At 69.1% G+C, this 23,780-nt stretch carries 20 protein-coding genes, 1 tRNA gene and 1 pseudogene; 16 read left to right on the top strand and 6 right to left on the bottom strand.

What is annotated here, in order from left to right; translation table 11 throughout:
- Positions 1-50 precede the first annotated feature (50 nt).
- Positions 51-3,485 (bottom strand): helicase-related protein, encoded by a 3,435-nt coding sequence (locus J2S75_RS22150; protein WP_307023393.1) that lies wholly within the window; start codon positions 3,483-3,485, stop codon positions 51-53.
- Between the two features lie 179 nt (positions 3,486-3,664).
- Complete coding sequence (locus tag J2S75_RS22145) at positions 3,665-4,507, bottom strand: DUF3108 domain-containing protein (RefSeq protein WP_307023391.1); 843 nt, start codon at positions 4,505-4,507, stop codon at positions 3,665-3,667.
- Between the two features lie 273 nt (positions 4,508-4,780).
- Here J2S75_RS22145 and rpmB point away from each other — a divergent pair, with 273 nt between their 5' ends.
- Positions 4,781-5,074 (top strand): 50S ribosomal protein L28, encoded by a 294-nt coding sequence (rpmB, locus tag J2S75_RS22140; RefSeq protein ID WP_244449972.1) that lies wholly within the window; start codon positions 4,781-4,783, stop codon positions 5,072-5,074.
- A 4-nt stretch (positions 5,075-5,078) separates the two neighbouring features.
- Positions 5,079-5,696 carry a queuosine precursor transporter gene (locus tag J2S75_RS22135; protein WP_307023389.1) on the top strand — a complete coding sequence of 206 codons (618 nt, stop codon included), beginning with the start codon at positions 5,079-5,081 and terminating at the stop codon, positions 5,694-5,696.
- Positions 5,697-5,718: 22 nt separating this feature from the next.
- Here the strand turns inward: J2S75_RS22135 and J2S75_RS22130 are convergent, their stop codons facing one another.
- Positions 5,719-6,723, bottom strand: coding sequence for an esterase-like activity of phytase family protein (locus J2S75_RS22130; protein WP_307023387.1), 1,005 nt, complete (start codon positions 6,721-6,723; stop codon positions 5,719-5,721).
- Between the two features lie 100 nt (positions 6,724-6,823).
- Here J2S75_RS22130 and rutR point away from each other — a divergent pair, with 100 nt between their 5' ends.
- The 3 genes from rutR (at position 6,824) to J2S75_RS22115 (ending at position 9,069) form a co-directional block, all read left to right on the top strand.
- Positions 6,824-7,528, top strand: coding sequence for an HTH-type transcriptional regulator RutR (gene rutR, locus J2S75_RS22125; RefSeq protein ID WP_307023385.1), 705 nt, complete (start codon positions 6,824-6,826; stop codon positions 7,526-7,528).
- Between the two features lie 50 nt (positions 7,529-7,578).
- Entirely contained in the window at positions 7,579-8,247 is a 669-nt protein-coding gene (locus tag J2S75_RS22120; protein WP_307023383.1) for a DsbA family protein, read from the top strand.
- Positions 8,248-8,316: 69 nt separating this feature from the next.
- Entirely contained in the window at positions 8,317-9,069 is a 753-nt protein-coding gene (locus J2S75_RS22115) for a class I SAM-dependent methyltransferase (RefSeq protein ID WP_307023381.1), read from the top strand.
- 7 nt (positions 9,070-9,076) lie between these two features.
- Here the strand turns inward: J2S75_RS22115 and J2S75_RS22110 are convergent, their stop codons facing one another.
- Positions 9,077-10,639 (bottom strand): bifunctional aminoglycoside phosphotransferase/ATP-binding protein, encoded by a 1,563-nt coding sequence (locus tag J2S75_RS22110; protein WP_307023379.1) that lies wholly within the window; start codon positions 10,637-10,639, stop codon positions 9,077-9,079.
- Between the two features lie 138 nt (positions 10,640-10,777).
- On the opposite strand from J2S75_RS22110, the gene J2S75_RS22105 reads away from it, so the two are divergent.
- The gene (locus J2S75_RS22105) at positions 10,778-11,830 is read left to right on the top strand and encodes a threonine aldolase family protein (RefSeq protein ID WP_307023377.1); all 1,053 of its coding nucleotides are present in this window, start codon (positions 10,778-10,780) and stop codon (positions 11,828-11,830) included.
- 136 nt (positions 11,831-11,966) lie between these two features.
- On the opposite strand, the gene J2S75_RS22100 is transcribed toward J2S75_RS22105, so the two are convergent.
- A complete protein-coding gene (locus J2S75_RS22100) occupies positions 11,967-13,352 on the bottom strand; it encodes an aminotransferase-like domain-containing protein (RefSeq protein ID WP_307023375.1) in 1,386 nt (461 codons plus the stop codon).
- A 443-nt stretch (positions 13,353-13,795) separates the two neighbouring features.
- Here J2S75_RS22100 and J2S75_RS22095 point away from each other — a divergent pair, with 443 nt between their 5' ends.
- The 10 genes from J2S75_RS22095 to J2S75_RS22050 all read left to right on the top strand — a co-directional run bounded on the left by J2S75_RS22095 (position 13,796) and on the right by J2S75_RS22050 (position 21,895).
- Entirely contained in the window at positions 13,796-14,278 is a 483-nt protein-coding gene (locus J2S75_RS22095) for an MSMEG_0572/Sll0783 family nitrogen starvation response protein (protein WP_307023373.1), read from the top strand.
- A gap of 91 nt (positions 14,279-14,369) precedes the next feature.
- Positions 14,370-15,431 carry a Nit6803 family nitrilase gene (locus tag J2S75_RS22090; protein WP_307023411.1) on the top strand — a complete coding sequence of 354 codons (1,062 nt, stop codon included), beginning with the start codon at positions 14,370-14,372 and terminating at the stop codon, positions 15,429-15,431.
- Positions 15,349-16,491, top strand: a complete 1,143-nt coding sequence (locus tag J2S75_RS22085; RefSeq protein WP_307023409.1) for an MSMEG_0568 family radical SAM protein — start codon at positions 15,349-15,351, stop codon at positions 16,489-16,491. The genes J2S75_RS22090 and J2S75_RS22085 overlap by 83 nt, the downstream gene beginning before the upstream one ends.
- Positions 16,488-17,030 (top strand): MSMEG_0567/Sll0786 family nitrogen starvation N-acetyltransferase, encoded by a 543-nt coding sequence (locus tag J2S75_RS22080; protein ID WP_307023371.1) that lies wholly within the window; start codon positions 16,488-16,490, stop codon positions 17,028-17,030. The genes J2S75_RS22085 and J2S75_RS22080 overlap by 4 nt, the downstream gene beginning before the upstream one ends.
- A gap of 16 nt (positions 17,031-17,046) precedes the next feature.
- A complete protein-coding gene (locus J2S75_RS22075) occupies positions 17,047-18,066 on the top strand; it encodes a sll0787 family AIR synthase-like protein (RefSeq protein WP_307023369.1) in 1,020 nt (339 codons plus the stop codon).
- Entirely contained in the window at positions 18,063-19,220 is a 1,158-nt protein-coding gene (locus tag J2S75_RS22070; protein ID WP_307023367.1) for an MSMEG_0565 family glycosyltransferase, read from the top strand. Before J2S75_RS22075 ends, J2S75_RS22070 begins: the two co-directional genes overlap by 4 nt.
- Positions 19,213-19,500, top strand: a complete 288-nt coding sequence (locus J2S75_RS22065; RefSeq protein ID WP_307023365.1) for an MSMEG_0570 family nitrogen starvation response protein — start codon at positions 19,213-19,215, stop codon at positions 19,498-19,500. Before J2S75_RS22070 ends, J2S75_RS22065 begins: the two co-directional genes overlap by 8 nt.
- 14 nt (positions 19,501-19,514) lie before the next feature.
- A complete protein-coding gene (locus J2S75_RS22060; protein WP_307023363.1) occupies positions 19,515-20,795 on the top strand; it encodes an MSMEG_0569 family flavin-dependent oxidoreductase in 1,281 nt (426 codons plus the stop codon).
- The gene (locus J2S75_RS22055; RefSeq protein WP_307023361.1) at positions 20,792-21,670 is read left to right on the top strand and encodes a Pnap_2097 family protein; all 879 of its coding nucleotides are present in this window, start codon (positions 20,792-20,794) and stop codon (positions 21,668-21,670) included. The genes J2S75_RS22060 and J2S75_RS22055 overlap by 4 nt, the downstream gene beginning before the upstream one ends.
- 150 nt (positions 21,671-21,820) lie before the next feature.
- Positions 21,821-21,895 (top strand) — tRNA-Gly (locus tag J2S75_RS22050).
- 205 nt (positions 21,896-22,100) lie between these two features.
- On the opposite strand, the pseudogene J2S75_RS22045 reads toward J2S75_RS22050, so the two are convergent.
- Positions 22,101-22,888: pseudogene (locus tag J2S75_RS22045) on the bottom strand (IS3 family transposase); the annotation flags it as partial.
- Positions 22,889-23,780: the final 892 nt, after the last annotated feature.

Here is a 23,780-nt window from a genome sequence, read left to right as displayed (position 1 = left end):
GGCCGCAGGCGGACCGGAACGGGGGCGGGAGCCGGCGCCGCGCATATGGCTCAGCCGCCCTTCTTCTCCGCCTCCATGCGCGCCTTGAGGGCGAGCAGGGCGGCAAAGGGCGAATCGGGATCGACCGGCTTGTCGCGGCGGGGTTCGCTGCGATGCTCGTTCCGGTGCTCCGGCCGGTTCTGGCCGGCGCGGTGGTCCGGGCGCTCGCTCCGTTCCGGGCGCGGCGGGCGCGGCCCGGAATCGCGGCGATTGTCGTCGCGGCGCGGCTCGCGCTCGCCCTCGGCGCGCTCGGGACGGCGCTCGCGCCGGTCGTCGCGCGGCGGGCGGCGGCCACGGTCGCCTTCAGGACGCTCGCCTTGCGGACGCTCGCCCTGGGGACGTTCTCCTTGCGACCGCTCGCGGCGGGCGTCAGTGGCACCGGCTTCCGCCGGGGCCGGGGAGCGCGGGCCGGAACGGTCCTGCGGCGCGCCGTCGCGGTTGCCGCCGTCGCGTCCGCCACGGCGGGCGCCATGGGCGGGGCGGTTCTGTCCCGGCGGGCGGCCGGGACGCCAGATCTCGATCATGGCCGGCTCGGCGGGCGCCTCGGGCGCCGCTTCGACGGGGGAGGCCTCGACGGGGGCGGCCTCGACCACCATCGCATCGGCCGTGGCCGGCTCCGCCGGCGCCGCCTCGATCACCGGCGCCGAGGCCTCAGCAACCGTGCCTTCCGCCACCGGCTCCAGCGCCGGCTCGACGGTCTGGTCGAAGACGGGATCGGTGAACACCTCGCCGCTCACCGCGCCATCATCCACCGGCAGCGCCTCGCGGACCTCGACAGCGGCGGGCGCCTCTTCCAGCGCCGGCTCGACCGTCTGGTCGAAAGCGACATCGGTGCCGACCGGCACGTCCGGGGCGGCCATGTCCGCCGCCGCCTCGCTGGCGGGGGCCTCAATGGCGGGAGGCTCGGTCGCGGCCGTCTCGGTCGCAGCCACCTCGGCCACCGCCGGCGTCTCCACCGGCGCCGGGCGGCGCTCCAGGCGATAGCCGAGCGAGCGCAGGATGGACGCGAAGTCCTCGCCCGCGCAGCCGGCCAGCGAGGTCATGGCGACGGTGGCGATGAAGCCATTGCCGTCGAAGGCCCCCGCCGGCTTCTCGCCGGGCGAATTGGGCCGCCAGGCCAGCGCCGGGCGGATGAGGTCGGCGAGGCGTTCGAGAATGTCGACGCGCACCGCCCGCTCGCCCGCTACGCGGAAGCCGACGGCGCGGTAGAGCCCCTTCTGGATTTCCGGATCGACCGGGATCGAGGTGCGGCCGGAAGCGGCCAGATGCGGGAGTTCGTCCAGCCCCTTCTGCTGCAGCCCGCCATGCTTGAGCGCCCAGAGCTGGGCGGCCAGGGCGCGCGGCGCCGGCTTCAGCAGGGTCGGCAGGTAGATGTGGTGGGCGCCGAAGCGCACGCCATGGCCGCGCAGCACGGCGCGGGCCTCCTGCGGCAGCGCCTTCATCTCCTCGGCCACGCGGTGGCGTTCCAGCACGCCGAGCGATTCGACCAGCTGGAAGGCGATGCCGCGTGCGATGCCGGTCACGTCCTCGGCCTTGCCGAGCACGAGCAGCGCGCCTAGCAGCTTCTCGATATGCGCCTTCAGCCACAATTCGATGCGCGCCTGCACCGCGTCGCGGGCGGGGCCGGTGAGGTGCTCGTCGGCGATGACCTTGAGGCGGGGGGTGAGCACCTCCTCGCCGGGAATGAGCTTGGCGACGGGGTCGCCGATCCAGCGCAGCGTGCCGTCGGTGGAGAGCACGAAGGCATCGTCGCCCGCCGCGGACAGGCGGTTGGCGCGCGCCTCGATCTCGCCGGCGAGCGCCTTCTGCGCGGCGGCGCGCAGCGCCTTGGCCTCCGGCCCGCCGGCGGAAGCGTCCGCGGCGAACTGGAATCCGAGAAGGTGGCCGATCACATGGCCTTCAACGACGACGTCGCCGGTCTTGGTGATTTCTGTTTCGAGCATTGCGTTCTCTCGCAGGCGTCTCATCAGCACGCTGGTCCGGCGATCGACGAAGCGGTGGGCGAGCCGCTCGTGAAGCGCATCGGACAGCCTATCCTCCACACGCCGCGTGACACCCTGCCAGTGTTCCGGGTCGTCGAGCCAGTCCGGCCGGTTCGCCGCGAAGGTCAGAGTACGAACCTGCGCTATGCGTCCCGACAGGGTGTCTATGTCACCTTCCGCTCGGTCCGCCAAGGCCACTTGTTTGGCAAACCACTCGGTGGAGAGCCTTCCGCGCTGCATCAGGTCGGCATAGACCGTCGCCACGAGGTCGGAATGCGAGGCCGGAGACACTTTCCGGTAGTCCGGCAGCTGGCAGGCTTCCCATAGCCTTTCGATCGCCGGTGCGCTGGTGGCGAGGCGGCGAATGGCGGGGTCTCCGGCCAGCCGTTCCAGCACCAGCACGTCGTCGGCGGTGGGGGCGCGGGTCAGCCCCTCCTCGCGCGGCGGGATGGAAAGCGAGCGGTTCAGCGCCTCGATGCTGGAGAAATCGAGCACGCTGTTGCGCCATTGCGCCATGCGGTGCGGCTCGAAGGCGTGGGCTTCCAGCCGCTCCACCATTTCCGCGTCGAAGGGCGTGCAGCGCCCGGTCGTGCCGAAGGTGCCGTCGCGCTGGGCGCGGCCGGCGCGGCCGGCGATCTGCGCCAGTTCTCCCGGGTTGAGCCGGCGGAACTGCCATCCGTCGAATTTGGTGTCGCCGGCGAAGGCGACATGGTCGACATCGAGATTGAGCCCCATGCCGATGGCGTCGGTGGCGACGAGATAGTCCACGTCGCCATTCTGGTACATCGCCACCTGGGCGTTGCGGGTGCGGGGCGAGAGCGCGCCCAGCACCACCGCCGCCCCGCCCTGCTGGCGGCGGATCAGCTCGGCGATGGCATAGACCTCGTCGGCCGAGAAGGCGACGATGGCCGAGCGGCGCGGCAGGCGGGTGATCTTCTTCTCGCCGGCGAAGGTGAGGTTGGACAGGCGCGGGCGCACCAGAATGTTCACGCCCGGCAGCAGCTTCTCCACCAGCGGGCGCATGGTGGCGGCGCCGAGCAGCAGCGTCTCCTCGCGGCCGCGGCGGTTCAGCAGCCGCTCGGTGAAGACGTGGCCCCGGTCGAGATCGGCGGCGATCTGGATTTCGTCCAGCGCCACGAAGGCGACATCGAGATCCCTCGGCATCGCCTCGACGGTGGCGACCCAGTAGCGCGGATTGTCCGGCTTGATGCGCTCCTCGCCGGTGATGAGCGCGACATTGTGCTCGCCGGCGCGTTCCACCAGCTTGCCATAGACCTCGCGGGCCAGCAGCCGCAGCGGCAGCCCGATCAGCCCGGAGGAATGGCCGAGCATGCGCTCGATGGCCAGACTCGTCTTGCCGGTATTGGTGGGGCCCAGAACGGCGGTGACGCCGCGCGCGCGCTGCTGCGGCAGCAGGGGCTTGGTGTCGGAGCGCAGTTGGGCCGGCGGGGCGGCGATGTTCATTGAGCCGTTCAGCTGGAGCCGTTCAGAAAAAGCCGTTCAGTAAAAATCATGACGTCGCGCCGTCGCGGGGAACGCCGGCGGGCGCCTTTTAGCATGGGAAGCCGCATATGGGCACGCCCCCGGCGGATTGCTCGTCCCGCGCTCGCAATGGCTCAAGCGCTCGGGCCATTCCCGAACGCTCAGGGCAGTCCCGCCTTGGCCGGGGTGGCGCGGCTGCCGACCATTTCGCGCGTCTCGAAGGCTTCCGCCTCCAGCGCGGCGATGCCGATGGCGGTGGCGACCGAGGCGCGGAACGGCACCAGCACGCGGGTGCCGGCCACCGGCGCCAGCCACACGAACATGTCCTTGTTCTTCATCATGTACTTCACGCCGGCGCGGTTCGGCTTGTGGCCGGACACCGGGCGATAGGCGACGCGGCAGACCACGGCCGGGCCGGCATAGCCCTTATCGGCCTTCACCTCGTCGATGCGCTCATAGGAGAGCACGAGATCATAGCGCTGGCGGCCGTCGAAGATGGCGAGCGTGCGCTCGCAGGCCTTTTCCGACACCGGCGCCTCGGTGCCGGGCACCATCACCAGCGCCGCCGTCATCGGATCGAAAATGCCGCGCTTGTCCTTGTCCGCCACCGGCACGCGGTCGGGGGAGGGGACAACGGGCGGCTCGACGCGCATGTCCGACACGCCGGCGGGAGTCATCACCAGGCGGATGGCCTCGCTCTTCTTGTCGGATTCCGCCTCCATGGCGAAGCTGCGCGGGGCGAGCGCGCCGCTGCTGATGGCGCCGCGCGCGCCGGCCGTGCCCTTGCCGGTGGAGACCGCCTGCACCACGCCGGTGAGCCGCCCGCTGCCGGAGGCGATGTAGGAATTGCTGTCGATCTCGACGAGAAGCGCGACGCGCCCGAGTTCCAGCCCGCCCAGCGACAGGCGATAGCGCGCGTCCAGCCGCCCGTCGGCGAAGGCATCCGTCACCATCGTGCCCGCGCCGGCGAGCGCGAGGAAAGCCGTGAGGCAGGCGCGCATCATGAAGGCCATTCCCGAATCGGCCCCGCCGGCCGGACGAAGCGTGAATCTATCGCGGTTTCGGATGTGGGGGGAAGGCGGCGGAACTGTGACTCGCCCGCTCACGAACACGACAGAGCCATGACAGAGGCGGGCAACTCCTGCCGCTCCGGCCTTGACGGGCCTGGGTCATCCCCTTATAGGAGCGCACTCTAATTTCCACGGATGCCGCATGCGGGATCGTCGGGCGCTCACAAATGCCTGCGACGCATCGGTTTTGATACAAGGAAGTCCACGATGTCGCGTCGGTGCGAACTTACCGGGAAGGCGGTTCTGACCGGCAATCTCGTGAGCCACTCCAACCGCAAGACCCGTCGGCGCTTTCTGCCGAACCTGGTGAACGTCACGCTCACCAGCGACGTGCTGAAGCGGTCGGTGAAGCTCCGCGTGAGCGCCAATGCCCTCAAGACCGTCGATCATCGCGGCGGCCTCGATGCGTTCCTGCTCAAGGCCCGCAGCGAAGAACTGTCGCCGAAGGCGGCCGAGCTGAAGCGCGCCGTCGCCAAGGCGAGCGTCGCTGCCGCCGCCTGAGCCGATGAAGCTCGCCGGTTCCGAGATCACGTTCAAGACGCTCGCCCTCCCCGTCCTCTCCATGATGGCGGTGGTGGCGGCGTCGAACGTGCTTGTCCAGCATCCGGTGGAAGCCTTCGGGCTTCAGGAAGTGCTGACCTGGGGCGCGTTCTCCTATCCCGTCGCCTTTCTGGTCAATGACCTGACCAATCGCCGCTTCGGCCCCGCCGTCGCGCGGCAGGTGGTCTATTTCGGCTTCGCCCTGGCGGTGGTGCTGTCGATCTATCTGGCGACGCCGCGCATCGCGCTGGCCTCGGGCACCGCGTTCCTGTTCGGTCAGCTGCTCGATATCGGCGTGTTCAACCGCCTGCGCCGGATGAGCTGGTGGCAGGCGCCGCTGGCCGGCAGCCTGTTCGGCTCGGCCATCGACACGGCGCTGTTCTTCTCGCTCGCCTTCGCCGGCGATGCCGACATGTCCTTCCCCGTCACCTATGCCTCGACCGGCATCACCGTGCCGCTGTGGATGGGCCTCGCCTATTTCGATTTTCTGGTGAAGGCCGCCTGCGCGCTGCTCGCGCTGCTGCCCTATGGCGCGCTGATGGGCTGGCTGAAGCCCTGGCGTGCGGCCCCCGGCGCCCGCTGAGGCGCCTTTTCCCTCTCCCGTCTCACTCGATGAGTGCGAAGCGCAGCAGCAGCGTGCGCTGGACCGGCGAGAAATTGTCGTCGGAAATCAGCGTCAGGATCAGTTCGCCCGCCGCGTTGCGGTGAAGGGCGAGCCCTTCCATATTGTCGATCGCGGCCACCCGGTTGGCGCTGAGCAGCACCTCGCCCTCGATCACCGCGCCCGGCTGGAGGGCGCTGAGCGGAAAGCGGCGCAAGCGCAGGGCGACGCCGCGCAGCAGGTCGAAGCGCCGTTCCAGCAGATACACACTGCCGTCATCCGACAGCGCCGCATCGGTGGCGTCGAACTCGTCCGTGCGTTTGACGGTGAAGCGACCGGTCGGCTTCGGGCTGGCGAGCGGGTCGAACAGGAAGCCGGGCAGGGCGCTGGCATCCTCCGGGCTTTCCTCGCCGATGACGATCACCGCCGCCGGCGCGCCGCCGGGTGGGGCCAGCAGCGTCTCCGGGCCCTGATTGCCGCCGAGTCGCGCCAGCGCCGGGTCGGAAATCAGCCGGCGCCCGGTCGCCTGCAGCGGGTCCGGCCCGTCGAAACGCCAGACTTCCTGCACGCCCTCGATCCCCACCAGCACGCCGCCGGGAATGCGGGCGAGCGATTCCACATCGCCGCGCCCCTCGCTCGCCAGCGTCGCGCCCTTGGCTGCCTTCATCGGCGCCATGCGGGCCTGCGCGATGCCGACCGGCGTATCGCCCTCGCTGACGATGCGGCCGGCGAGCCACCAGCCCTTATCGGTGACCGCGAGAAAACCTTCGCCGGCCTCATCCACGATGAGGCCGGAGAGGCCGCCGAAATGCGGCGAGGGCGAGGTCAGCACCAGCCCGCCGCGAAACTCCAAGGGCCCGAAGCGCCGCGCGCCGCCGGCATCGAAGCGCTCGATCGGGGCCGCCTGCACGGCGATCGGCCCGGCTGCCTGCGCGCGCGCCGGAGACGGCGCGGCGGTCGCGAGCAGCAGGGCGGCGGCGAGGAAGGTGCATGCGTGGCGCGTCGCCATGGGGGATTTCGTCGCTCCTCGTGGACCGGCGCGGCCGGCCGAATCGCCGCGTCCGCGCCGGCATATTGCGGTGGCTTTCCTTTCCGTGCCATGTCAGGGCATGAGCCAGGGGACCACGCCTTCGTCGAGAGCCGCGCATAGCGCCGACCCGGCACCGTCGCCCCGTGCCGCGGCGCCCGCCCGCCCGAAGACGCCGCACCGCCTGCGCCGCATCGCCGAGAAACGCGGCGCCATTCTCGATGCCGGGCTGGCGCTGTTCTCCCGCCAGGGCCTGCACGGCACCACGGTGGAGCAGATCGCCCGCGCGGCGGCCGTCTCCAAAACCAATCTGTTCTACTATTTCGCCTCCAAGGAGGAGGTCTATGTCGGCGTGTTGAGCCGGCTGCTCGACGAGTGGCTGGACCCTTTGCGCGCGCTGGAGGTGGAGAGCGACCCGATCGAGGGCATCCGCGCCTATATCGCCCGCAAGATCCGCTTTTCGCGCACCCACCCGGAAGCCTCGCGGCTGTTCTGCCTCGAAGTGGTGCAGGGCGCGCCGCTGCTGCGGCCGGAGCTGGAGACCACGCTCCGCCAGCTGGTCGAGGCCAAGGCCGGGGTGATCCGGGGCTGGATCGCCGCCGGCAAGCTGGCGCCGGTCGATCCGCACCATCTCATCTTCGCGCTGTGGGCGACGACGCAACACTATGCCGACTTCGCGCCGCAGATCGACGCGCTGCTCGGCAGGGGGCTGGACGAGGAGGCGTTTGTCGAAGAGGCTACGCACAACGTGCAGCGCCTTCTCCTCGACGGGCTGCGCCCCCGCTAGTTCGGCGGTTGCGCCCGGCCGGGCGTGCCCGCAGCCAGAAGGACGTTCCGATGAAGCGCCGCGCGCTGCTCCTCACCGCCGCCGGCGCCCTTGTCGGCGCGGCACTCGTCGGGGCGGCGCCGCCGGTTCTCGCGGCCACGCCGGAGGTGAAGCCGCCGGCGGCGAAGACGCTCGATGTCGACGCCCTGCTCAATGACAAGCAGACCCCGACCTTCGGCAACCCGCAGGGCGATGTCACCATCGTCGCCTTCTTCGACTATCACTGCGGCTATTGCCGCAAGTCGCTCCCTGAACTCGAACGGCTGGTGGCGGAGGACGGCAAGATCCGCCTGGTCTACAAGGACTGGCCGATCCTGTCGGAATCCTCCGTCGTCGCCGCCCAGCTGGCGCTGGCCGCCAATTATCAGGGCCGCTATCTCGACGCCCACAAGACGCTGATGAAAATGCCCGCCCGCGCCTCCACCGAGCGGATGAGCGAGGCGCTGGGCGCGGCCGGCATCGACCGGAAGAAGCTGGCCAAGGATCTGAAGACCCATGCCGGCGAGATCGGCGCCCTGCTCCGGCGCACCAACGACCAGGCCGAGGTGCTCGGCCTGCCGGGCACGCCGGTCTATCTCGTCGGCCCGTTCAAGGTCGCCGCCGCGCTCGACTATCAGGGTTTCAAGGATGTCGTCGCCGACGCCCGCGCCCGCGCGGCGGAGAGCGCGAAGCCCGACTAATCTTCGCCCGGGCCGCCGGTCCCGCTGTGGCCGACAGCCGTCAGTGCCGGCATCGATGGGGAATTGCGGATGATCGAGGGTGGAAGAGAGTATCTTGAAAAGCTGTCGCGATCGACGCCGGGCGAGAGCCAGGCGCCCGACGAGTACCTCGACTACCACCGGAAACGCTTCGACTATGTGCTTTCCTTCTGCGCCCAATATTGCCCGAGCGCGGACAGCAAGGTTCTGGATGTCGGGCGCAGCGTCCTGTCGGGCATGCTTGCGCAGAAATATAAGCATGTGACGACAATGGGATTTCCGCTCGGCGCCGGGGGGGGCTCGGCGGATGATCCCCGGGTTGCGGGGGGTCGCGATCATGTCGTCTATGATTTGAACCGCGCCCAGACGCTTGAGGACATACCCTGCGAAGAGAGGTTCGATCTCGTCGTGTTCGCGGAAGTCGTCGAGCACCTCTACACCGCGCCCGAGCTGACGATGTTCGCGCTGCGCAGCCTGATGAAGCCCGGCGGCATCATGATCCTGCAGACGCCGAACGCCGCCTCGCTCAATCGGCGCGTCAAATCACTTCTCGGCCTCAGCCCGACCGAGCGGATCCGCATCGACAATACCAATCCGGGCCATTTCCGCGAATACACACGGGCGGAACTGATCGACCTTGCCGGCATCGCCGGCTTTGAGGTCTGCGAGCACCGATATCTCGAATATTTTGGCGTCAGCCGGGCCGAGCGCGGCTCCGTGAAGAGCGCCATATTCGCGGCGATCGTCGGTTTCGTGCCCCCGTTCCGTCGCGGGCAGACGCTGATCCTGCGGCGCCCGGCCTGAGCAGCGCTCACGCCTCCAGCCGCGCCCGCGCCTGCGCCAGCACGGTGGCGGGGGGCTGGGCGGAACCGAGCCGCACCCAGTCGAGCGGGCCGGCCTCGCGGCTCGCCTGCCAGCGCACCACCTCCGCCGTGGCGTCGGAGGCGTCGCCGCGCCGCGCGGTCACGCGGTCGGTCAGCGCGTCCACCGGCGCCTCCAGCCACAGGCCGAGAAAATCCACGCCGCATTCATGCGCCAGGGCGGCTATCTCCGCCCGCTCGTCCGGCCGCTGGTGCACGGCGTCGACGATCACCGCATGGCCGGCGGCCAGCACCGCCTCCGCCCGCTCGCGCAGCACGGCATAGACCTGGTGCGTCGTCTCCAGCGAATAGGCTTCCGGCGGCAGCCGCTCCAGTTCGGGTGTGCCGTGAAGACGCTTGCGTTCGACATCCGAGCGCAGATGCACCGCGCCGGGCGCCGGCCCGAGGAAGGGCGCCAGCGCGGCGGCGAGCGTGCTCTTGCCGGAGCCGGACAGGCCGCCCACCGCCACCAGCTTCACGGCGCGCGGCGCCAGAGCCGCCTGCGCATAGGTGAGATAGGCCCGCGCTTCCGCCCCCGCCGCCGCGCGGCCGGCCGGATCGCGAAAGGCCGCCGCCGCGGCGCCCACCTGCGCCCGTATCGCGGCGCGAAGAGCGAGAAACAGCGGCAGCGCCGCAAGCCCGTCATAGGGCGGGTCCTCGCCGCAGGCGATGAGGTAGCGGTTGAGCAGGCGATTCGCCTCGAAGGCGAATCCGCGCATGGCGATGTCCATGATGAGGAAGGCGAGGTCGTAGAGCCGGTCGGTGGTGGCGAGCGCCTCGTCGAATTCCAGTGCGTCGAACAGCACCGGTGCGCCGTCGATAAGCGCGATGTTGCGCAGATGCAGGTCGCCATGGCAGCGCCGCACCTCGCCCGCCGCCGCGCGGCGCGCCAGCAGCGGTTCCAGCCGGTCGAAGGCTTCGAGCAAGGCGCCCTCCAGCGCGGCGACCTGTGCCGGCAGCAGCAGGTCGGGCGCCTCGCGCAGCCCGGCGACGACGTTGCGCGCCACCGCCCGCAGCTCCCGGCCGCTTGTGCCCGCCACAACGGGGGCCTGCCGGTGCGCCTGTTCAACCGCCTGCGCCAGCGCGCCGATCAGCGCCGTGGAAAGCCCCTCGCGCGCGGCCACCCGGTCGAGCGTGGCGTTCTCGTCGAAACGGCGCATCTCAACCGCCCATTCCACGATCTCGCCCGATGCGTCGCTCTCGCCCACCCGGCCCAGATGCAGCGTCCCGTTCCGGCGCAGGATGGGCACGAGCCCGCGATAGAGTGTCGGTGCGGTGGCGCGGTTCAGTTCCACTTCGCGGGCGCAGGCCCGCCGGCGCTTTTCCAGCGTGGAGAAATCCATGAAGGAGAAGCGCACCGCGCGCTTGACCTTGTACACCGTGTCCCCGGCGAGAAAGACCACCGCGCCATGGGTGTCGACGCGGCGGACCTCGCCGCCGCCATGGATGGCGGGGTCGGCGAGCAGGGCGAAGATCGCCTCCTGGTCGGCGACGACATGGTCACGGGCACTCATGCGCGCCATCTAACCCCGTCGCCCCGGCGGGCGCCATCCGGCACATGACGCAGGGAGCGCCGTGCCGGTGCGATTGACAAGCGCCCCGGCTGGGTTTCCTCCCTTGTCGCACCGTTCCTCACTGCCGCAGGACCCGCCGTGACCGACACACCCGCCCCCCGCCCGCCCGGCTTCGGCAGCGACAATGTCGCCGGAATCTCTCCCGCCATCCTCGAAGCGCTCGCCGCGGCGAATGAGGGGCCGATGCCCTCCTATGGCGCCGACGAGATCTCCGCCCGCGTCGAGGCCCGGCTTTCCGCGCTGTTCGAGCGTGAGGTGAGCGTGCTGCTGGTCTCCACCGGCACCGCCGCCAATGCGCTGGCCTTGAGCGTTCTCACCCCGCCCTGGGGTGCGGTGCTGTGCCATCCTGATAGCCATATCGAGAACGACGAATGCGGCGCGCCGGAATTCTTCACCGGCGGCGCCAAACTGGTGCATGTGCACGGGGCGAACGCCAAGATCGACCCGCAAGCGCTGACGCAGGCCGCCCACCGCGACCGCGGCGACGTGCATTGCGTGCAGCCCGCCTGCGTCTCCATTACCCAAGCCACGGAACGCGGCACGCTCTATTCGGTGGACGAGACCGCCGCTATCGGCGCGCTGTGCCGGGAGGCCGGGCTGGGCCTGCATATGGACGGCGCGCGCTTCGCCAATGCGGTGGCGGCGCTCGGCGCCTCTCCCGCCGAGATGACCTGGAAGGCGGGGGTCGACATTCTCTCTTTTGGGGCCACCAAGAACGGCGCGCTGGGGGTGGAGGCCATCGTGCTGTTCGATCCGGCGCGGGCGGGGGAACTCGCCTTCCGCCGCAAGCGCGCCGGGCACCTTTCCTCCAAGATGCGGTTTCTCGCCGCGCAGATGGACGCCTATCTCGACGGCGACCTCTGGCTCGCCAATGCCCGCCACGCCAATGCCATGGCCGCGCGCCTCGCCGCCGGGCTCGCCGGGATTGCCGGGGTGGAGATACAGGGCGTGGTGGAGGCCAACATGCTGTTCGTCCGCCTGCCCGCCCCGATATGCGAGGGGCTGCTGGCGCAGGGCTTCCGCTTCTATACCGCGCGCTGGGGCGCGGGCGTGGCCCGCCTCGTCACCTCCTTCGCCACCTCGGAGAGCGATGTCGACCGGCTCGTGGCGGCGGCGCGGGCGCTGGGCTGAGGGGGGTGCCCGTTGCCTCGCGCCGTCCCTCATGGCCGGGCTTGACCCGGCCACCCAGACTTCGAGCCTCGGCGCGATCCGTCGGGCTGGGTCCCCGGGTCAAGCCCGGGGATGAGGGGAAGGGGGAAGGCCGCCCTCACATGACAGCCGACACCACTTCGGGCGATTCTTCCAGCGCGTGCGCCATGAAGTCCAGCGCCGAGCGGATCTGCGCCCGGCTCGCCGGGCCGCCGAGGCACACCCGCACCGCCTCCACCGTGGGCGCGGCGACGGTGAAGGCGTCGCTGGCCACCACGCCGATTCCGGTGGAGCGCATATGGCCGACAAAGGCCGAGCGGGTCCAGGGCGCGGGGAGTTCGATCCAGAGATTGAAGCTCAGCGGGTCGGCGCGGAAGCTGCCCTTGGGCAGAACCTCGCTCGCCAGCGCCTGCCGGGCGGCGGCTTCGGTGCGGATGAAGCGCAGCAGCGTGTCGGCGGTGCCGTCCTCGATCCAGCGCGTCGCCAGCGCGGTGGTCAGCGGCGAGGCCATGACATTGGCGGTGCGCAGCGCGCTGGCGAAGGCGTAGCCGGCGCGGGCCTCGGGAGCGACGACATAGGCGGCGCGCAGCCCGGCGCCGATACACTTGGCCAGCCCGGCAATGTGCCAGGTCAGGTCCGGGGCGATGGCGGCGAGCGGCGCCGGCCCGTGCGGCGGCACGAAGCCATAGGCGTCGTCCTCGACGATCGGCACGCCGAAGCGCCGCGCCACCTTGGCGATCGCCTCGCGCCGCTCCTCGGGAATGGTCAGCGTGGTGGGATTTTGCAGTGTCGGGTTGAGGTAAAGCGCCTTGGGCGCGAGGTCGCGGCAGGCGCTCGCGAAGGCGTCGGGGTCGATGCCGTCCCGGTCCATCGGCAGGCCGTGAAGCTTGATGCCGAGCTGGGCGGCGATGGCGCGCACGCCGGGATAGGTGATCGCCTCGCACAGGATCGTCTCGCCCGGCCGCGCCAGCAGGCCGAAAATGCCGAGCAGCGCGGGGTGGGCGCCGGGAGTGACGAAAATGCGCTCCTGCGCCGGCACCAGCGCGCGCCGGCCGAGCCAGGCGGAGGCCGCGTCCTTGTCCGCTGCCGTGCCGCCGAAGCCCTGATAGCGCAGCAGGCTGACGAGATCGCGCGCCACCTCGGCCAGCCCTTCCTGCATGCGCTCGATCAGCGCCGGGTCGTCCGGCTCGGGCGGCAGGTTCATCGAGAGATCGACCGTGCCGGGCTTGGGCGCGGCGGGCGCGCGGGTCTTCGGGCGCGGCGCGCCGGTGACGAAAGTGCCCTGGCCGACGCGGGATTCGACGAGGCCGCGCTTCTGCGCCTCGACATAGCCGCGCGCCACGGTGGTGAAGTCGATGTCGAGCCTGGCCGCGAGCTTGCGCTGCGGCGGCAGCCGGTCGCCGATCGCCAGTCGCCCGGCGCGGATGTCCTCGCCGATCAGGTCGGCGATGGCGAGGTAGCGCGGCTTGTCGGAGCGGGCGAGGTCGGGAATCCAGTCGGCCATGCGTTCACCTGTCGTCATCCCGGACGGCCGCAAGGCCGATCCGGGATCGTCTGTCCGAGCGAAGAGCGATCCCGGCTCTCGCGGCGCCCGGCCGGGATGAGGGCATCCTCGGTACCCCGCGCTAATTGACTGTATAATGTTGCAAAGGTGGCCTGTCACCCCTGGTCCACAACTTGCTGCGTAGGAGCCTGTTCCGTGCGTGTGCCGTCACCTGCGCAGCAAGCGTGCAGAGTCCCGCCTGTTCTCTCAGCGTCCGCCCGTTCTCTCGCCACAGCGTCACCGCCGGCTCCGCGTCAATTGTATGTATTATTGAATGTAATTTGACTGTTTTGCTGATTCTTTCATCATTCCGTCAATTGGCACCTTGATTGCATTGCCTGTTCCGCCCGGCCCCCCAATGCAGGTTTCCCCGCCGGCCCATTGCAGCAGCCAAGGAGAGCGACATGGCCACCATCACCGTGCCGGCCCATGCCAAGGGCGACGTGCTTGTCGATTATGAAGAGAAGAAGTTCGAGGACGTCAAAGCCGCCCCCGGCGAAAAGGCGCTCGTCACCTTTCACACCGTCGCCTTCGAGGGCTCGATCGGCCTCGTCAATCTGCTTCAGGCCTCGCGCCTGATCCAGAAGGGCTTCGAGACCTCGGTGCTGCTTTATGGCCCCGGCGTCACGCTCGGCGTGCAGCGCGGCTTCCCCAAGCTCGGCGACGAGGCCTTTCCCGGCCATCTCAACTTCAACAACCGCATCGAGAAGATCCTGAACGATGGCGGCAAGGTCTATGCCTGCCGCTTCGCCCTGCAGGCGCTCTATGGCCATGGCGAGGGCGCGCTGATCCCCGGCATCATCCCGGTCAGCCCGCTGGACGTGCTCGACATCGTGCTGCTCCACCGCCGCGAGAACGCCTTCATCCTCGACACCTGGACGCTGTGACGGCTGTCCCCTGACCGAGCGATCCCGGATCGGCGGCGTGCCGCCGTCCGGGATGACGACCAACCGGGAGGCCGAGATGGCCGAGAACAAAGTGGCCGAAAAGAAAATCGTCCGCGTCGCCGCGGTGCAGATCGCGCCGGATCTCGACACGCTGGAAGGCACGCTCGCCCGTGTGCTCGCGGCGCTGGAAGAGGCGGCGGGCAAGGGCGCAAAGCTCGTCGTGTTCCCCGAGACCTTCCTGCCCTGGTACCCCTATTTCTCTTTCGTCCTGCCTCCCGTGCTGACGGGGGCGGAGCATTTGCGGCTTTACGAACAGGCCGTCACCGTCCCCGGCCCGGTGACGGAGGCGGTGTCGGCCAGCGCCCGCCGGCTCGGCGTCGTCGTCGTGCTGGGGGTGAACGAGCGCGATCATGGCTCGCTTTATAATACCCAGCTGATCTTCGACGCCGATGGCGCGCTCAAGCTCAAGCGCCGCAAGATCACCCCCACCTTCCATGAGCGGATGATCTGGGGCCAGGGCGACGGCGCCGGGCTGAAGGTGGTCGACACGGCGGTCGGTCGCGTCGGCGCGTTGGCGTGCTGGGAACATTACAACCCGCTGGCCCGCTACGCGCTGATGACCCAGCACGAGGAAATCCACGTCGCCCAGTTTCCCGGATCGCTGGTCGGGCCGATCTTCGCCGAGCAGATCGAGGTGACGATCCGCCACCATGCGCTGGAATCGGGCTGCTTCGTCGTCAACGCCACCGGCTGGCTCACCGACGAACAAATCGCCCGCATCTCGCCCGAGGAAAAGCTGCGCCGCGCCCTCACCGGCGGCTGCATGACCGCGATCATCTCGCCGGAGGGCAGCCATGTCGTGCCCCCGCTGACCACAGGCGAGGGCATTCTCATCGCCGATCTCGACATGGGCCTCATCACCAAGCGCAAGCGGATGATGGATTCGGTGGGTCATTACGCCCGGCCGGAACTGCTCAGCCTCCACCACGACACTCGCCCGGCCGTGCCCGTCCACACCGCTGCCGGGGCCCCTTTCCCCGTCCAGACAGGGAGCGTTTCCGATGAAGCCGATGGATCTCGCCAGCGAACCCACGCCGCTGCCGACGCAGCAGCTGATCAACGAATTGCAGTCCTACGGGGTGCGGCTGGTTGATCCCCGCGCCGGCGCCGATTCGCGCCGGGGCGGGGCCGGGCCTTCCGACCACAAGGCGATGACGCTGGACGGCATGACGGTGATGGTCCCCGTCCACACCGCGCCGGCCTTCGAGAGCCCCTATCTGGTGGAAAAGCCGGACGCCTATGGCCGCAGCCGCATCAGCCGCGACGGGCTGGTGCTGGGCGAGGTGTCGTTTCCCCTCCAGCCGAAATTCTACGGCCTCTCCACCGCCGACGGCATTCCCTATTCCAAGATCGCGGTGATGCACGGGCGCGACGTGCTGGCGACCACGGTGCTGCAAAGCTGCATCCGCTATCAGAGCCGCACCAAGACCTGCCAGTTCTGCGCCATCGGCCAGTCGCTGGCCGCCGGCCGCACCATCGAGCGCAAGACCCCGGCTCAGCTCGCCGAAGTCGCCAAGGCTGCCGTGGAACTCGACGGCGTCAAGCACATGGTGATGACCACGGGCACCCCGCCGGGCAAGGACCGCGGCGCGGCGCTGCTCACCGAGAGCGCGGCGGCGGTGAAGGCGGCGGTGAACCTGCCCATTCAGGTGCAGTGCGAGCCGCCCGATGACGATGCGTGGTTCGCCCGCATGTTCGAGGCCGGCGCCGATGCGCTCGGCATGCATCTGGAAGCCTGCACCGAGCCCGTGCGGCAAAGAATCATGCCGGGGAAGGCGCAGGTATCGGTCGAGCGTTACTTCGAGGCCTTTGCCGCCGCCGTGCCGGTGTTCGGGCGCGGGCAGGTGTCGACCTATATCCTCGCCGGGCTCGGCGACACGCGAGAAGACATCCTCGCGGTCTGCGACCGGCTCACCCGCATGGGCGTCTATCCCTTCGTGGTGCCCTTCGTGCCGATTTCCGGCACGCCGCTGGAAAGCCACCCGACGCCTTCGCCCGCCTTCATGAACTCCATCCTCGGTCCGCTCTCGGGGATGCTGCTGGCGACAGGGCTGAAATCCATCGAGGTGAAGGCCGGCTGCGCCAAATGCGGCGCCTGCTCGGCGCTCGCCACCTATGAGCGGCAGAGCGCGGTGACGGGGGGCTGCGCATGATGTACGGCACCTTCCGCCCCTTCCGCGCCGCCGATTTCCAGGTGAAGTTCGCCACCCAGACCTGGGAGAGGCGCGGCGCGGCCCGCCTGCGCCAGGAGGTGTTCTGCCAGGAGCAGGGCCTGTTCGCCGGCGATGACCGCGACCCGATCGACGAGGTGGCGATTCCGCTCGTCGCTGTCTCCATGCTGGGTTTGTTAGCCGACGATGTAGTTGGCACGGTGCGCATCCACGAAGCCGCGCCGGGGGAGTGGTGGGGCTCGCGCCTCGCCGTGGCCGAGGATTACCGCAAGGTCGGCGCGCTGGGCGCGGCACTGATCCGCCTCGCCGTCTGTTCCGCCCATGCGCGCGGCTGTACCAGCTTCCTGGCGCATGTTCAGAGCCAGAACGCGCTGCTGTTCCGCCGGCTACGCTGGGAGATTGTGGAGGAGAAGCAGCTGCACGGCCGGCCGCATGTGCTGATGCGCGCCGATCTCGCGCATTACCCGCCGATCCATGACGCGGAAACCGGCTTCCACGCCCAGCCGCGCCGGGCGGCGTGAGGAGGGGAGGGGCCGCATGTCACTCACTCTCGCCCGCCCCGCCGCCGGCCGGCTCGACTTCGCCGGGGTCGCGTTTTCGGAGGTAGTCAGCCGGCTACGGACCTCGGCGGGCCTTGCCTCCAAGGCCGATATCGCCCGCGCCGCCGCCCGCCTCGGTTTCGACGGCCGCGAGGCCATCCGCGTCGGCGATGACTGCGCGGCTATTCCCGATGGCGACGGTTATCTCCTCTTCGCCATTGAAGGCTTCATGAACGGGTTCGTCGCCGCCGACCCCTGGTTCGCCGGCTGGTGCGGGGTGATGGTCAATCTCTCCGACATCGCCGCCATGGGCGGCCGCCCGCTCGCGGTGGTCGACGCGGTGTGGGCCAAGGGCGAGGACGGCGCCGCCCCGGTGCTGGAGGGGCTGCGCGCCGCCTCGGCCCGCTTCGGCGTGCCCATTGTCGGCGGGCATACGAATCTGGCGAGCGAGCAGGGCCAGCTCTCCGTCGCCGTGCTCGGCCGGGCGAACAAGCTCCTCACCTCCTTCGATGCCCGCCCCGGCGAGGTTCTGGTGGCGGCGATCGATCTGCGCGGGCGCTACCGCGAGCCCTTTTCCAATTGGGACGCCGCCACCGACGCCCCCGCCGAGCGGCTGCGCGGCGATCTCGATCTGCTTCCGCGCTTCGCCGAGGCCGGGCTGGCCCGCGCCGCCAAGGACATCAGCCAGGCGGGAATCGTCGGCACCGCCGCCATGCTGGCCGAGGGCTCCGGGGTCGGCATCGAGATCGATCTCGACGCTGTTCCCGCCCCCGAGGGGGTCGATCCCGTGCGCTGGCTGATGACCTTTCCGAGCTTCGGCTACATCATCCCAATCGGACACACTGTCCTCCCCATCGTACTCACCAGCCTCGCCGAACGGGGCATTGCGGCCGCGATGGTCGGCACCGTCACGGCGGAACGGAAAGTCACTGTCCGTCAGGGCTTAAGTCACGAGACCATATGGGATTTTTCCCGCGCGCCGCTCATCGGCTGCGGGCCGGCGGAGGACGCGGCATGAAGCGGCCCCTGCGCATCGCGATTCTCGCCCATTCCACCAACCCGCGCGGCGGCGTCGTCCACGCGCTGGAGCTCGGCGACGCGTTGGTACGACTGGGTTTCGAGGCCGTCGTGCACGCGCCGGACGCGCGCGGCGCGGGCTTTTTCCGCCCCAGCCTGTGCGCGACGGTGAGCGTCCCCGCCGCGCCGGCGCCGGGCGACGTGGCGGCAATGGTGCGCCAGCGCGCGGGTGAATATGTTAAATATTTCAATGAGTTGGAACATCGTCGCTTCGATGTGTTCCATGCCCAGGACGGCATATCCGCCAACGCGCTGGCGACGCTGAAGGAGCGCGGCCTGATCCCAGGCTTCGCCCGCACCGTGCACCATATCGACGCCTTCCGCGATGCCGACCTTAAAGCCTTGCAAAATCGATCGATTTGCGCCGCCGACCGGCATTTCGTCGTCAGCCATCTCTGGCAGGACCTGTTGCGCGAGAGCTTCGGGATCGACGCCGTGCTGGTCGGAAACGGCATAGATATCAAGCGCTTCACGCCCAAGCCCGACGGTCGGGAGGCGGCGCTGGCGGCCCGTCTCGGCCTCGGGCCCGGGCCCGTCGTGCTCAGCGTCGGCGGAGTCGAGGCGCGCAAGAACAGCTGCCGGATTCTGGAAGCCTTCCGGCAACTCCGCGCCCTGCATCCGCGCGCCCAACTCGTCATCGCCGGCGGCGCCAGCGTACTCGACCATCATGAATATCTCGGCGAATTCAAGGGCGTGCTGGCCGCGTCCGGCCTGCCGGCCGAGGCGGTCATCCGCACCGGGCCGCTGCTGCAGGACGACATGCCGGCGCTCTATCGCCTCGCCGACGTGCTCGCCTTCGCTTCGGTCAACGAGGGCTTCGGCCTGGTGGCGCTGGAGGCCATGGCTTGCGGCGTGCCAACCGTGGTGTCGGCCCTTGCGCCCTTCACCGAGCATATCTTGGAATCGGAAACGGTCTGGTGCGACCCGCTGCATCCCGCTTCCATCGCCGACGCGCTCATGCTCGCCTTGCAGCCGCAAACCCTTGAGCGTCTTGCCAAAAAGGGGCCGATGGCCGCCGCCCGCCACGACTGGGCTGCCACTGCGCGGGCGCATCTGTCCACCTATGAGCGCCTCGCGGAGCCGGTCCATGCCTGAAGTGCGCTTCACCATCCGCTGGCCGGACGGTTCGATCGAGAGCTGCTACTCGCCCTCCCTGGTCATCAAGGACTACCTAACATCAGGTGAAACCTACGCTTTGCCGGATTTCCTGGCGCGCAGCCGCGAGGCTCTCACCATCGCCAGCGCCCGTGTCGAGGCCCGCTATGGCTTTCCCTGTTCGCTCGCCCTCCGCCAGCTCGCCCGGCTGGAGCAGGCGGGCCAAGCCTATGCCACCCATCCCGATGCCCGCGTCGCCGTCGAGGCGTTCGCGGAATGAGCCGGAGCCACCCCATGAACGAGAATCGTATCGCGCATTATCCCGTGGTCATTGTCGGGGGCGGCCAGGCGGGTCTGTCGACCAGCTACCACCTCACCGCGGCCGGCATTGATCATCTGGTGCTGGAGAAGCGCACCGCCATGCACGCCTGGGAAAGCCAGCGCTGGGACAATTTCTGCCTCGTCACGCCCAATTGGCAATGCGACCTGCCGGGCCATCCCTATGCCGGGCCGGACCCGGACGGCTTCATGAAGAAGGACGAAATACTCGCCTATCTCAAGGCGTTCCGTGCCAAGGTCGATCCCCCGATCCGCGAGGGGGTGACGGTGCGCCGCGTCAGCCGGCGGGCGGAAGGGGGTTTTCTCGTCGCCACTTCCGCCGGCGATGTCAGCGCTGACGCAGTCGTCGTAGCCTCCGGCGGCTATCACGAGCCGATCGTGCCGCGCATGGCCGAGCGCCTGCCGCCCACCCTCGTGCAACTCCATTCCGCCGAGTACCGCAATGCCGGCCGGCTGCCGGATGGCGCGGTGCTGGTCGTCGGCTCCGGCCAGTCCGGCGCTCAGATCGCCGAAGACCTGCACCTTGCCGGCCGCAAGGTTTTCCTCGCCGTCGGCAACGCCCCGCGCTGCGCCCGCTTCTATCGCGGCCGCGACGTCGTCACCTGGTTGGCCGATATGGGCTATTACGACATGCCGGTGGAGCAGCACCCGCTGCGCGAGGGGGTGCGCGACAACACCAATCATTATGTCACCGGCCGCGACGGCGGGCGCGACATCGACCTGCGCCGCTTCGCGACGGAAGGGATGGAGCTGTTCGGCGTGCTGCGGGACTTTGACGGGACGAATCTCCTGTTCGACACCCATCTCGCCCAGGCGTTGGACGACGCCGACCGCACCTATAACGGCATCAATGCCACCATCGACAAGCACATTGCGCAGAAGGGCCTCACCGCGCCGCCGCCCTCGGTTTACACGCCGGTGTGGCAGCCGGAGCGGGAGCGGCCCGCGCTCGAACTCGCCGCCTCGGGCATCACCGCCATCATCTGGTGCATCGGTTTCCGACCCGATTTCCGTTGGCTCGACGCGCCGGTGTTCAATGGCGCCGGCCACCCGCAGCACCGGCGGGGGGTAACCGCGCAGGAGGGCGTGTACTTCATCGGCCTGCCCTGGCTCCACACATGGGGTTCGGGACGCTTCGGCAGTGTCGGGCGCGACGCCGCCCATATCGTCGCCCATATCGCCGAGCGCCGTGCCGGCGCCGACGCTGCGCTCGCCGACCGGGACACCGCGGCATGAATATCGCGCTCTCGTCGGAGGGACCTGCCGCGCTAGAGGTCTTTGTGGCGGAGGAGACGCTGCTGCTCGGCATGCCGCAGCTCTGCCTTGCCGGCCTCTCCGAGGTCTGGCTGCTGAAGGAACTCGGCCATCGGCACTGGATGGGTCTGGCGCAGCTGGCGCGGCGGGCCGTTCCCGATTTCCGCGCCACGGACGGCACGCCGGTCTACGCCGCGTTCCGGGCGCTGTCGGTGGAACAGGCCGATTTCGCTGCGATGGGCGAGAACGACCGATTGACCATCCGCACCACCATATCCCGTCTGACCCACACCCAATGTGCCAGCCGGCACGAACTGAACTGTCAGGGCCGGTCAGTCGGCACGGTGACTCTAGTCTCCACTTTTGTGCGCCGGGCGACCGGAGGCGGCAATCATACCGTGGCGCGCGTGGCGCTGGAGGCGTTCCCCAACCTCATTCCGCCCATCATGGCGCCCGGCCGCGCCGGCGATTCGCTCGCCGCCCGCGCCGCGACCTTCCGCAGCACCGGAGAGCCGCCGGAGGCCCGATTCGCCGCCGGCGGCCTCGTCGAGGACGCGCTGGTAACCTTCGATCCCTGCCCCGCGCAGGATTTCAATGGCGCCGGCTTTCTCTATTTCTCGAGCTTCATTGCTCTGGTCGATCGCGCCGAGTGGCATTTCGACGGCCGGCCGGCGCCCCGGGCGACCACGCGCCGGCGCGAGGTCTATTTTCACGGCAACATCGATCCCGGCGAGCGAGTCGCGGTCCGCCGCCTGAAGGACGAACAGGGTGCCGGCGAACGCATCCATCACTATCGGCTGGAGCGGGCGGGCGATGGCCTGCGCCTCGCCGACGCCTTCACCCAGCGTGTCTTCTGATCGCCCGCCGCGGGGTCGGGCCGGCCGAAAGTGGCGCCGTCAACAGGCTGTGAGAAATCCTGCGGGACCCCGTTGCAATCTCCGCGAGGCTGGGGCATAGAGGCGTCCCGTTCGGGGCGGCAACGAAAGCCGACGCGGACGACGGAGCGGGCGGGTGTAGCTCAGGGGTAGAGCACAACCTTGCCAAGGTTGGGGTCGTGGGTTCGAATCCCATCGCCCGCTCCAAATTTTCCCGATAAAATCTGACAGTTAGCAAACGCCCTTCGGGGCGTTTCTGCTTTCAAAGCTCCACGCTGCAGTCGTTGTTTCCCGCTGACGTTGCCCCCTATTTGCCCTCGTTCATAACTGGACTCTGTTCTCGCTCTGGTCCGTTCTGGACCGGGTTGCAAACTCGCTCGGGGTGAGGCCGCCAAGGCTCGTATGCGGCCGGTGGGCGGCCGCGAAGGGCGATGAGTGCATCGAGCTCCCGGACAACACGCTGGCCGGAGAGCGAGGTGTCAACGACGAGCGCCAGGCATTCGCGCGTAAAGTCATCGACGATGACCAGCACGCGGAAGCGCCGGCCATCGACGAGTTGGTCCGCGACAAAGTCGAGGCTCCAGCGCTGGTTCGGTTCCTGTGGCAGGGTCATCGGCGCCCGTGTCCCGAGCGCGCGCTTGCGCCCGCCACGCCGGCGCACCGTCAGCCGCTCCTCCCGATAGAGCCGGAACAGCTTCTTATGGTTCAGCGCAATGCCCTCGCGTCTCAGCAGGATGTGCAGCCGCCGGTAGCCGAACCGCCGCCGCTGGCCCGCAAGGATCTTCAGCCGCTCCCGGATCTCCACATCGTCTGATCGCCGCGAGGCATAGCGATAGGTCTTTGGAGCGAGCCCGATCAGGCCGCAGGCCCGCCGCTGCGAGTAGCTCTTCTCTTCGATCGCCCAGGTCACGAACGCTCTCCGCGATCCGGGCTTCAGAAGTTTTTTCCGAGCGCCTCACGCAGCGTCGCGACGTCCAGCATCGATTCCGCCAGAAGCTTCTTGAGCTTACGGTTCTCGTCGTCCAACGCCTTCAGGCGACGCGCGTCGGACACCTCCATGCCGCCGTAGCGATTGCGCCAGTTGTAGAAGGTCGCGTCACTGATCCCATGCTTGCGGCAGATATCCACCACCGCAATCCCGGCCTGATGCTCCTTCAGCACGGCAATGATCTGTTCTTCGCTGAACCGGCTCTTCTTCATCTCCGTCTCCTTCCGACGGAGTCCAATTCAAACCGAGGGCGCTTCAGGGGGCAACGTCACGAGCGGAAGCGTCCGCACGAAAGTCGCGGGATAGCATGGCGCCCGGTCGGCGCCCTTCCCTCGCCACCGCCAGGCGGAATGCGAGGCCGAAATCGCCGGAAAATGACCTCTGCGTCACCGCCCTGCAGCCCCAGGGTGCCGGGCGCTCTCAAGCGTCGATTCGTCCGGATCTGTGGCTCATCCGAATTCAGCCGGCCACCAAGGCGGCTCCACCAATCCATGACGTCATCGACCGGCCGTTTGGAAGCGGAGGAAGGGAAGGCTCCGCTCGGCGTAACGTACCACCAGGCAACCCTCCCTCTCTACGAAGCGGAGATCTTTGCCGTTCTCAACGAGCATGAGCTCTCGCAGCAGCCCATCGGCCAAAGCGCGTCGCGGGTCGACGACATGGCTATGGGCACTGTTGCCTCGGACAAACGGCGTCAACGCCTCGCGCCTTCTCGACTGGCGCTGCCAATTGCACGAGCGCGCGCCCTATCTCTGAAGCCCCCGCAGCCACACAGGCGACCAAACGGAACCCCGTATCCCGCAGAGGCGCGCGGCGCCTGTTCACCCCCCGGCAAGGGTAGCGGTTCCCGCGATGACCTAACCATCCGCACCACGGAAACCCGTTCTATCGGCACCGCACCAAAGCCGATCGATCTGCTCCAAAAACCAGGCCGGAAGGGGGTGTGGATAAGTCCGCCTTTCCGAACAAGCACATAGCTTCGCGCCCTGCGCGGCCCAGGCCCTTGAGATGAGCCTGTCATTTTTCTGAAAAAGGCCGTTGACAGTCGGGGCGGTGGGCTCCTATAAAGCGGCCATCGACGGGGCGCGCCGCTGACGCGGTGCT

It is taken from the genome of Ancylobacter polymorphus (assembly GCF_030813495.1).
Classification (GTDB): domain Bacteria; phylum Pseudomonadota; class Alphaproteobacteria; order Rhizobiales; family Xanthobacteraceae; genus Ancylobacter; species Ancylobacter polymorphus.
The sequence above is the reverse complement of the archived record's forward strand: the minus strand, read 5'-3'. Positions and strand labels throughout refer to the sequence as shown.

What these genes read in the sequence shown, in the direction of transcription:
- J2S75_RS22150 (WP_307023393.1), bottom strand. Translation starts at nt 3,485, where the DNA reads ATGAACATCGCCGCCCCGCCGGCCCAACTGCGCTCCGACACCAAGCCC.
- J2S75_RS22145 (WP_307023391.1), bottom strand. Translation starts at nt 4,507, where the DNA reads ATGATGCGCGCCTGCCTCACGGCTTTCCTCGCGCTCGCCGGCGCGGGC.
- rpmB (WP_244449972.1), top strand. Translation starts at nt 4,781, where the DNA reads ATGTCGCGTCGGTGCGAACTTACCGGGAAGGCGGTTCTGACCGGCAAT.
- J2S75_RS22135 (WP_307023389.1), top strand. Translation starts at nt 5,079, where the DNA reads ATGAAGCTCGCCGGTTCCGAGATCACGTTCAAGACGCTCGCCCTCCCC.
- J2S75_RS22130 (WP_307023387.1), bottom strand. Translation starts at nt 6,723, where the DNA reads ATGGCGACGCGCCACGCATGCACCTTCCTCGCCGCCGCCCTGCTGCTC.
- rutR (WP_307023385.1), top strand. Translation starts at nt 6,824, where the DNA reads ATGAGCCAGGGGACCACGCCTTCGTCGAGAGCCGCGCATAGCGCCGAC.
- J2S75_RS22120 (WP_307023383.1), top strand. Translation starts at nt 7,579, where the DNA reads ATGAAGCGCCGCGCGCTGCTCCTCACCGCCGCCGGCGCCCTTGTCGGC.
- J2S75_RS22115 (WP_307023381.1), top strand. Translation starts at nt 8,317, where the DNA reads ATGATCGAGGGTGGAAGAGAGTATCTTGAAAAGCTGTCGCGATCGACG.
- J2S75_RS22110 (WP_307023379.1), bottom strand. Translation starts at nt 10,639, where the DNA reads ATGAGTGCCCGTGACCATGTCGTCGCCGACCAGGAGGCGATCTTCGCC.
- J2S75_RS22100 (WP_307023375.1), bottom strand. Translation starts at nt 13,352, where the DNA reads ATGGCCGACTGGATTCCCGACCTCGCCCGCTCCGACAAGCCGCGCTAC.
- J2S75_RS22095 (WP_307023373.1), top strand. Translation starts at nt 13,796, where the DNA reads ATGGCCACCATCACCGTGCCGGCCCATGCCAAGGGCGACGTGCTTGTC.
- J2S75_RS22085 (WP_307023409.1), top strand. Translation starts at nt 15,349, where the DNA reads ATGGATCTCGCCAGCGAACCCACGCCGCTGCCGACGCAGCAGCTGATC.
- J2S75_RS22080 (WP_307023371.1), top strand. Translation starts at nt 16,488, where the DNA reads ATGATGTACGGCACCTTCCGCCCCTTCCGCGCCGCCGATTTCCAGGTG.
- J2S75_RS22075 (WP_307023369.1), top strand. Translation starts at nt 17,047, where the DNA reads ATGTCACTCACTCTCGCCCGCCCCGCCGCCGGCCGGCTCGACTTCGCC.
- J2S75_RS22070 (WP_307023367.1), top strand. Translation starts at nt 18,063, where the DNA reads ATGAAGCGGCCCCTGCGCATCGCGATTCTCGCCCATTCCACCAACCCG.
- J2S75_RS22065 (WP_307023365.1), top strand. Translation starts at nt 19,213, where the DNA reads ATGCCTGAAGTGCGCTTCACCATCCGCTGGCCGGACGGTTCGATCGAG.
- J2S75_RS22060 (WP_307023363.1), top strand. Translation starts at nt 19,515, where the DNA reads ATGAACGAGAATCGTATCGCGCATTATCCCGTGGTCATTGTCGGGGGC.
- J2S75_RS22055 (WP_307023361.1), top strand. Translation starts at nt 20,792, where the DNA reads ATGAATATCGCGCTCTCGTCGGAGGGACCTGCCGCGCTAGAGGTCTTT.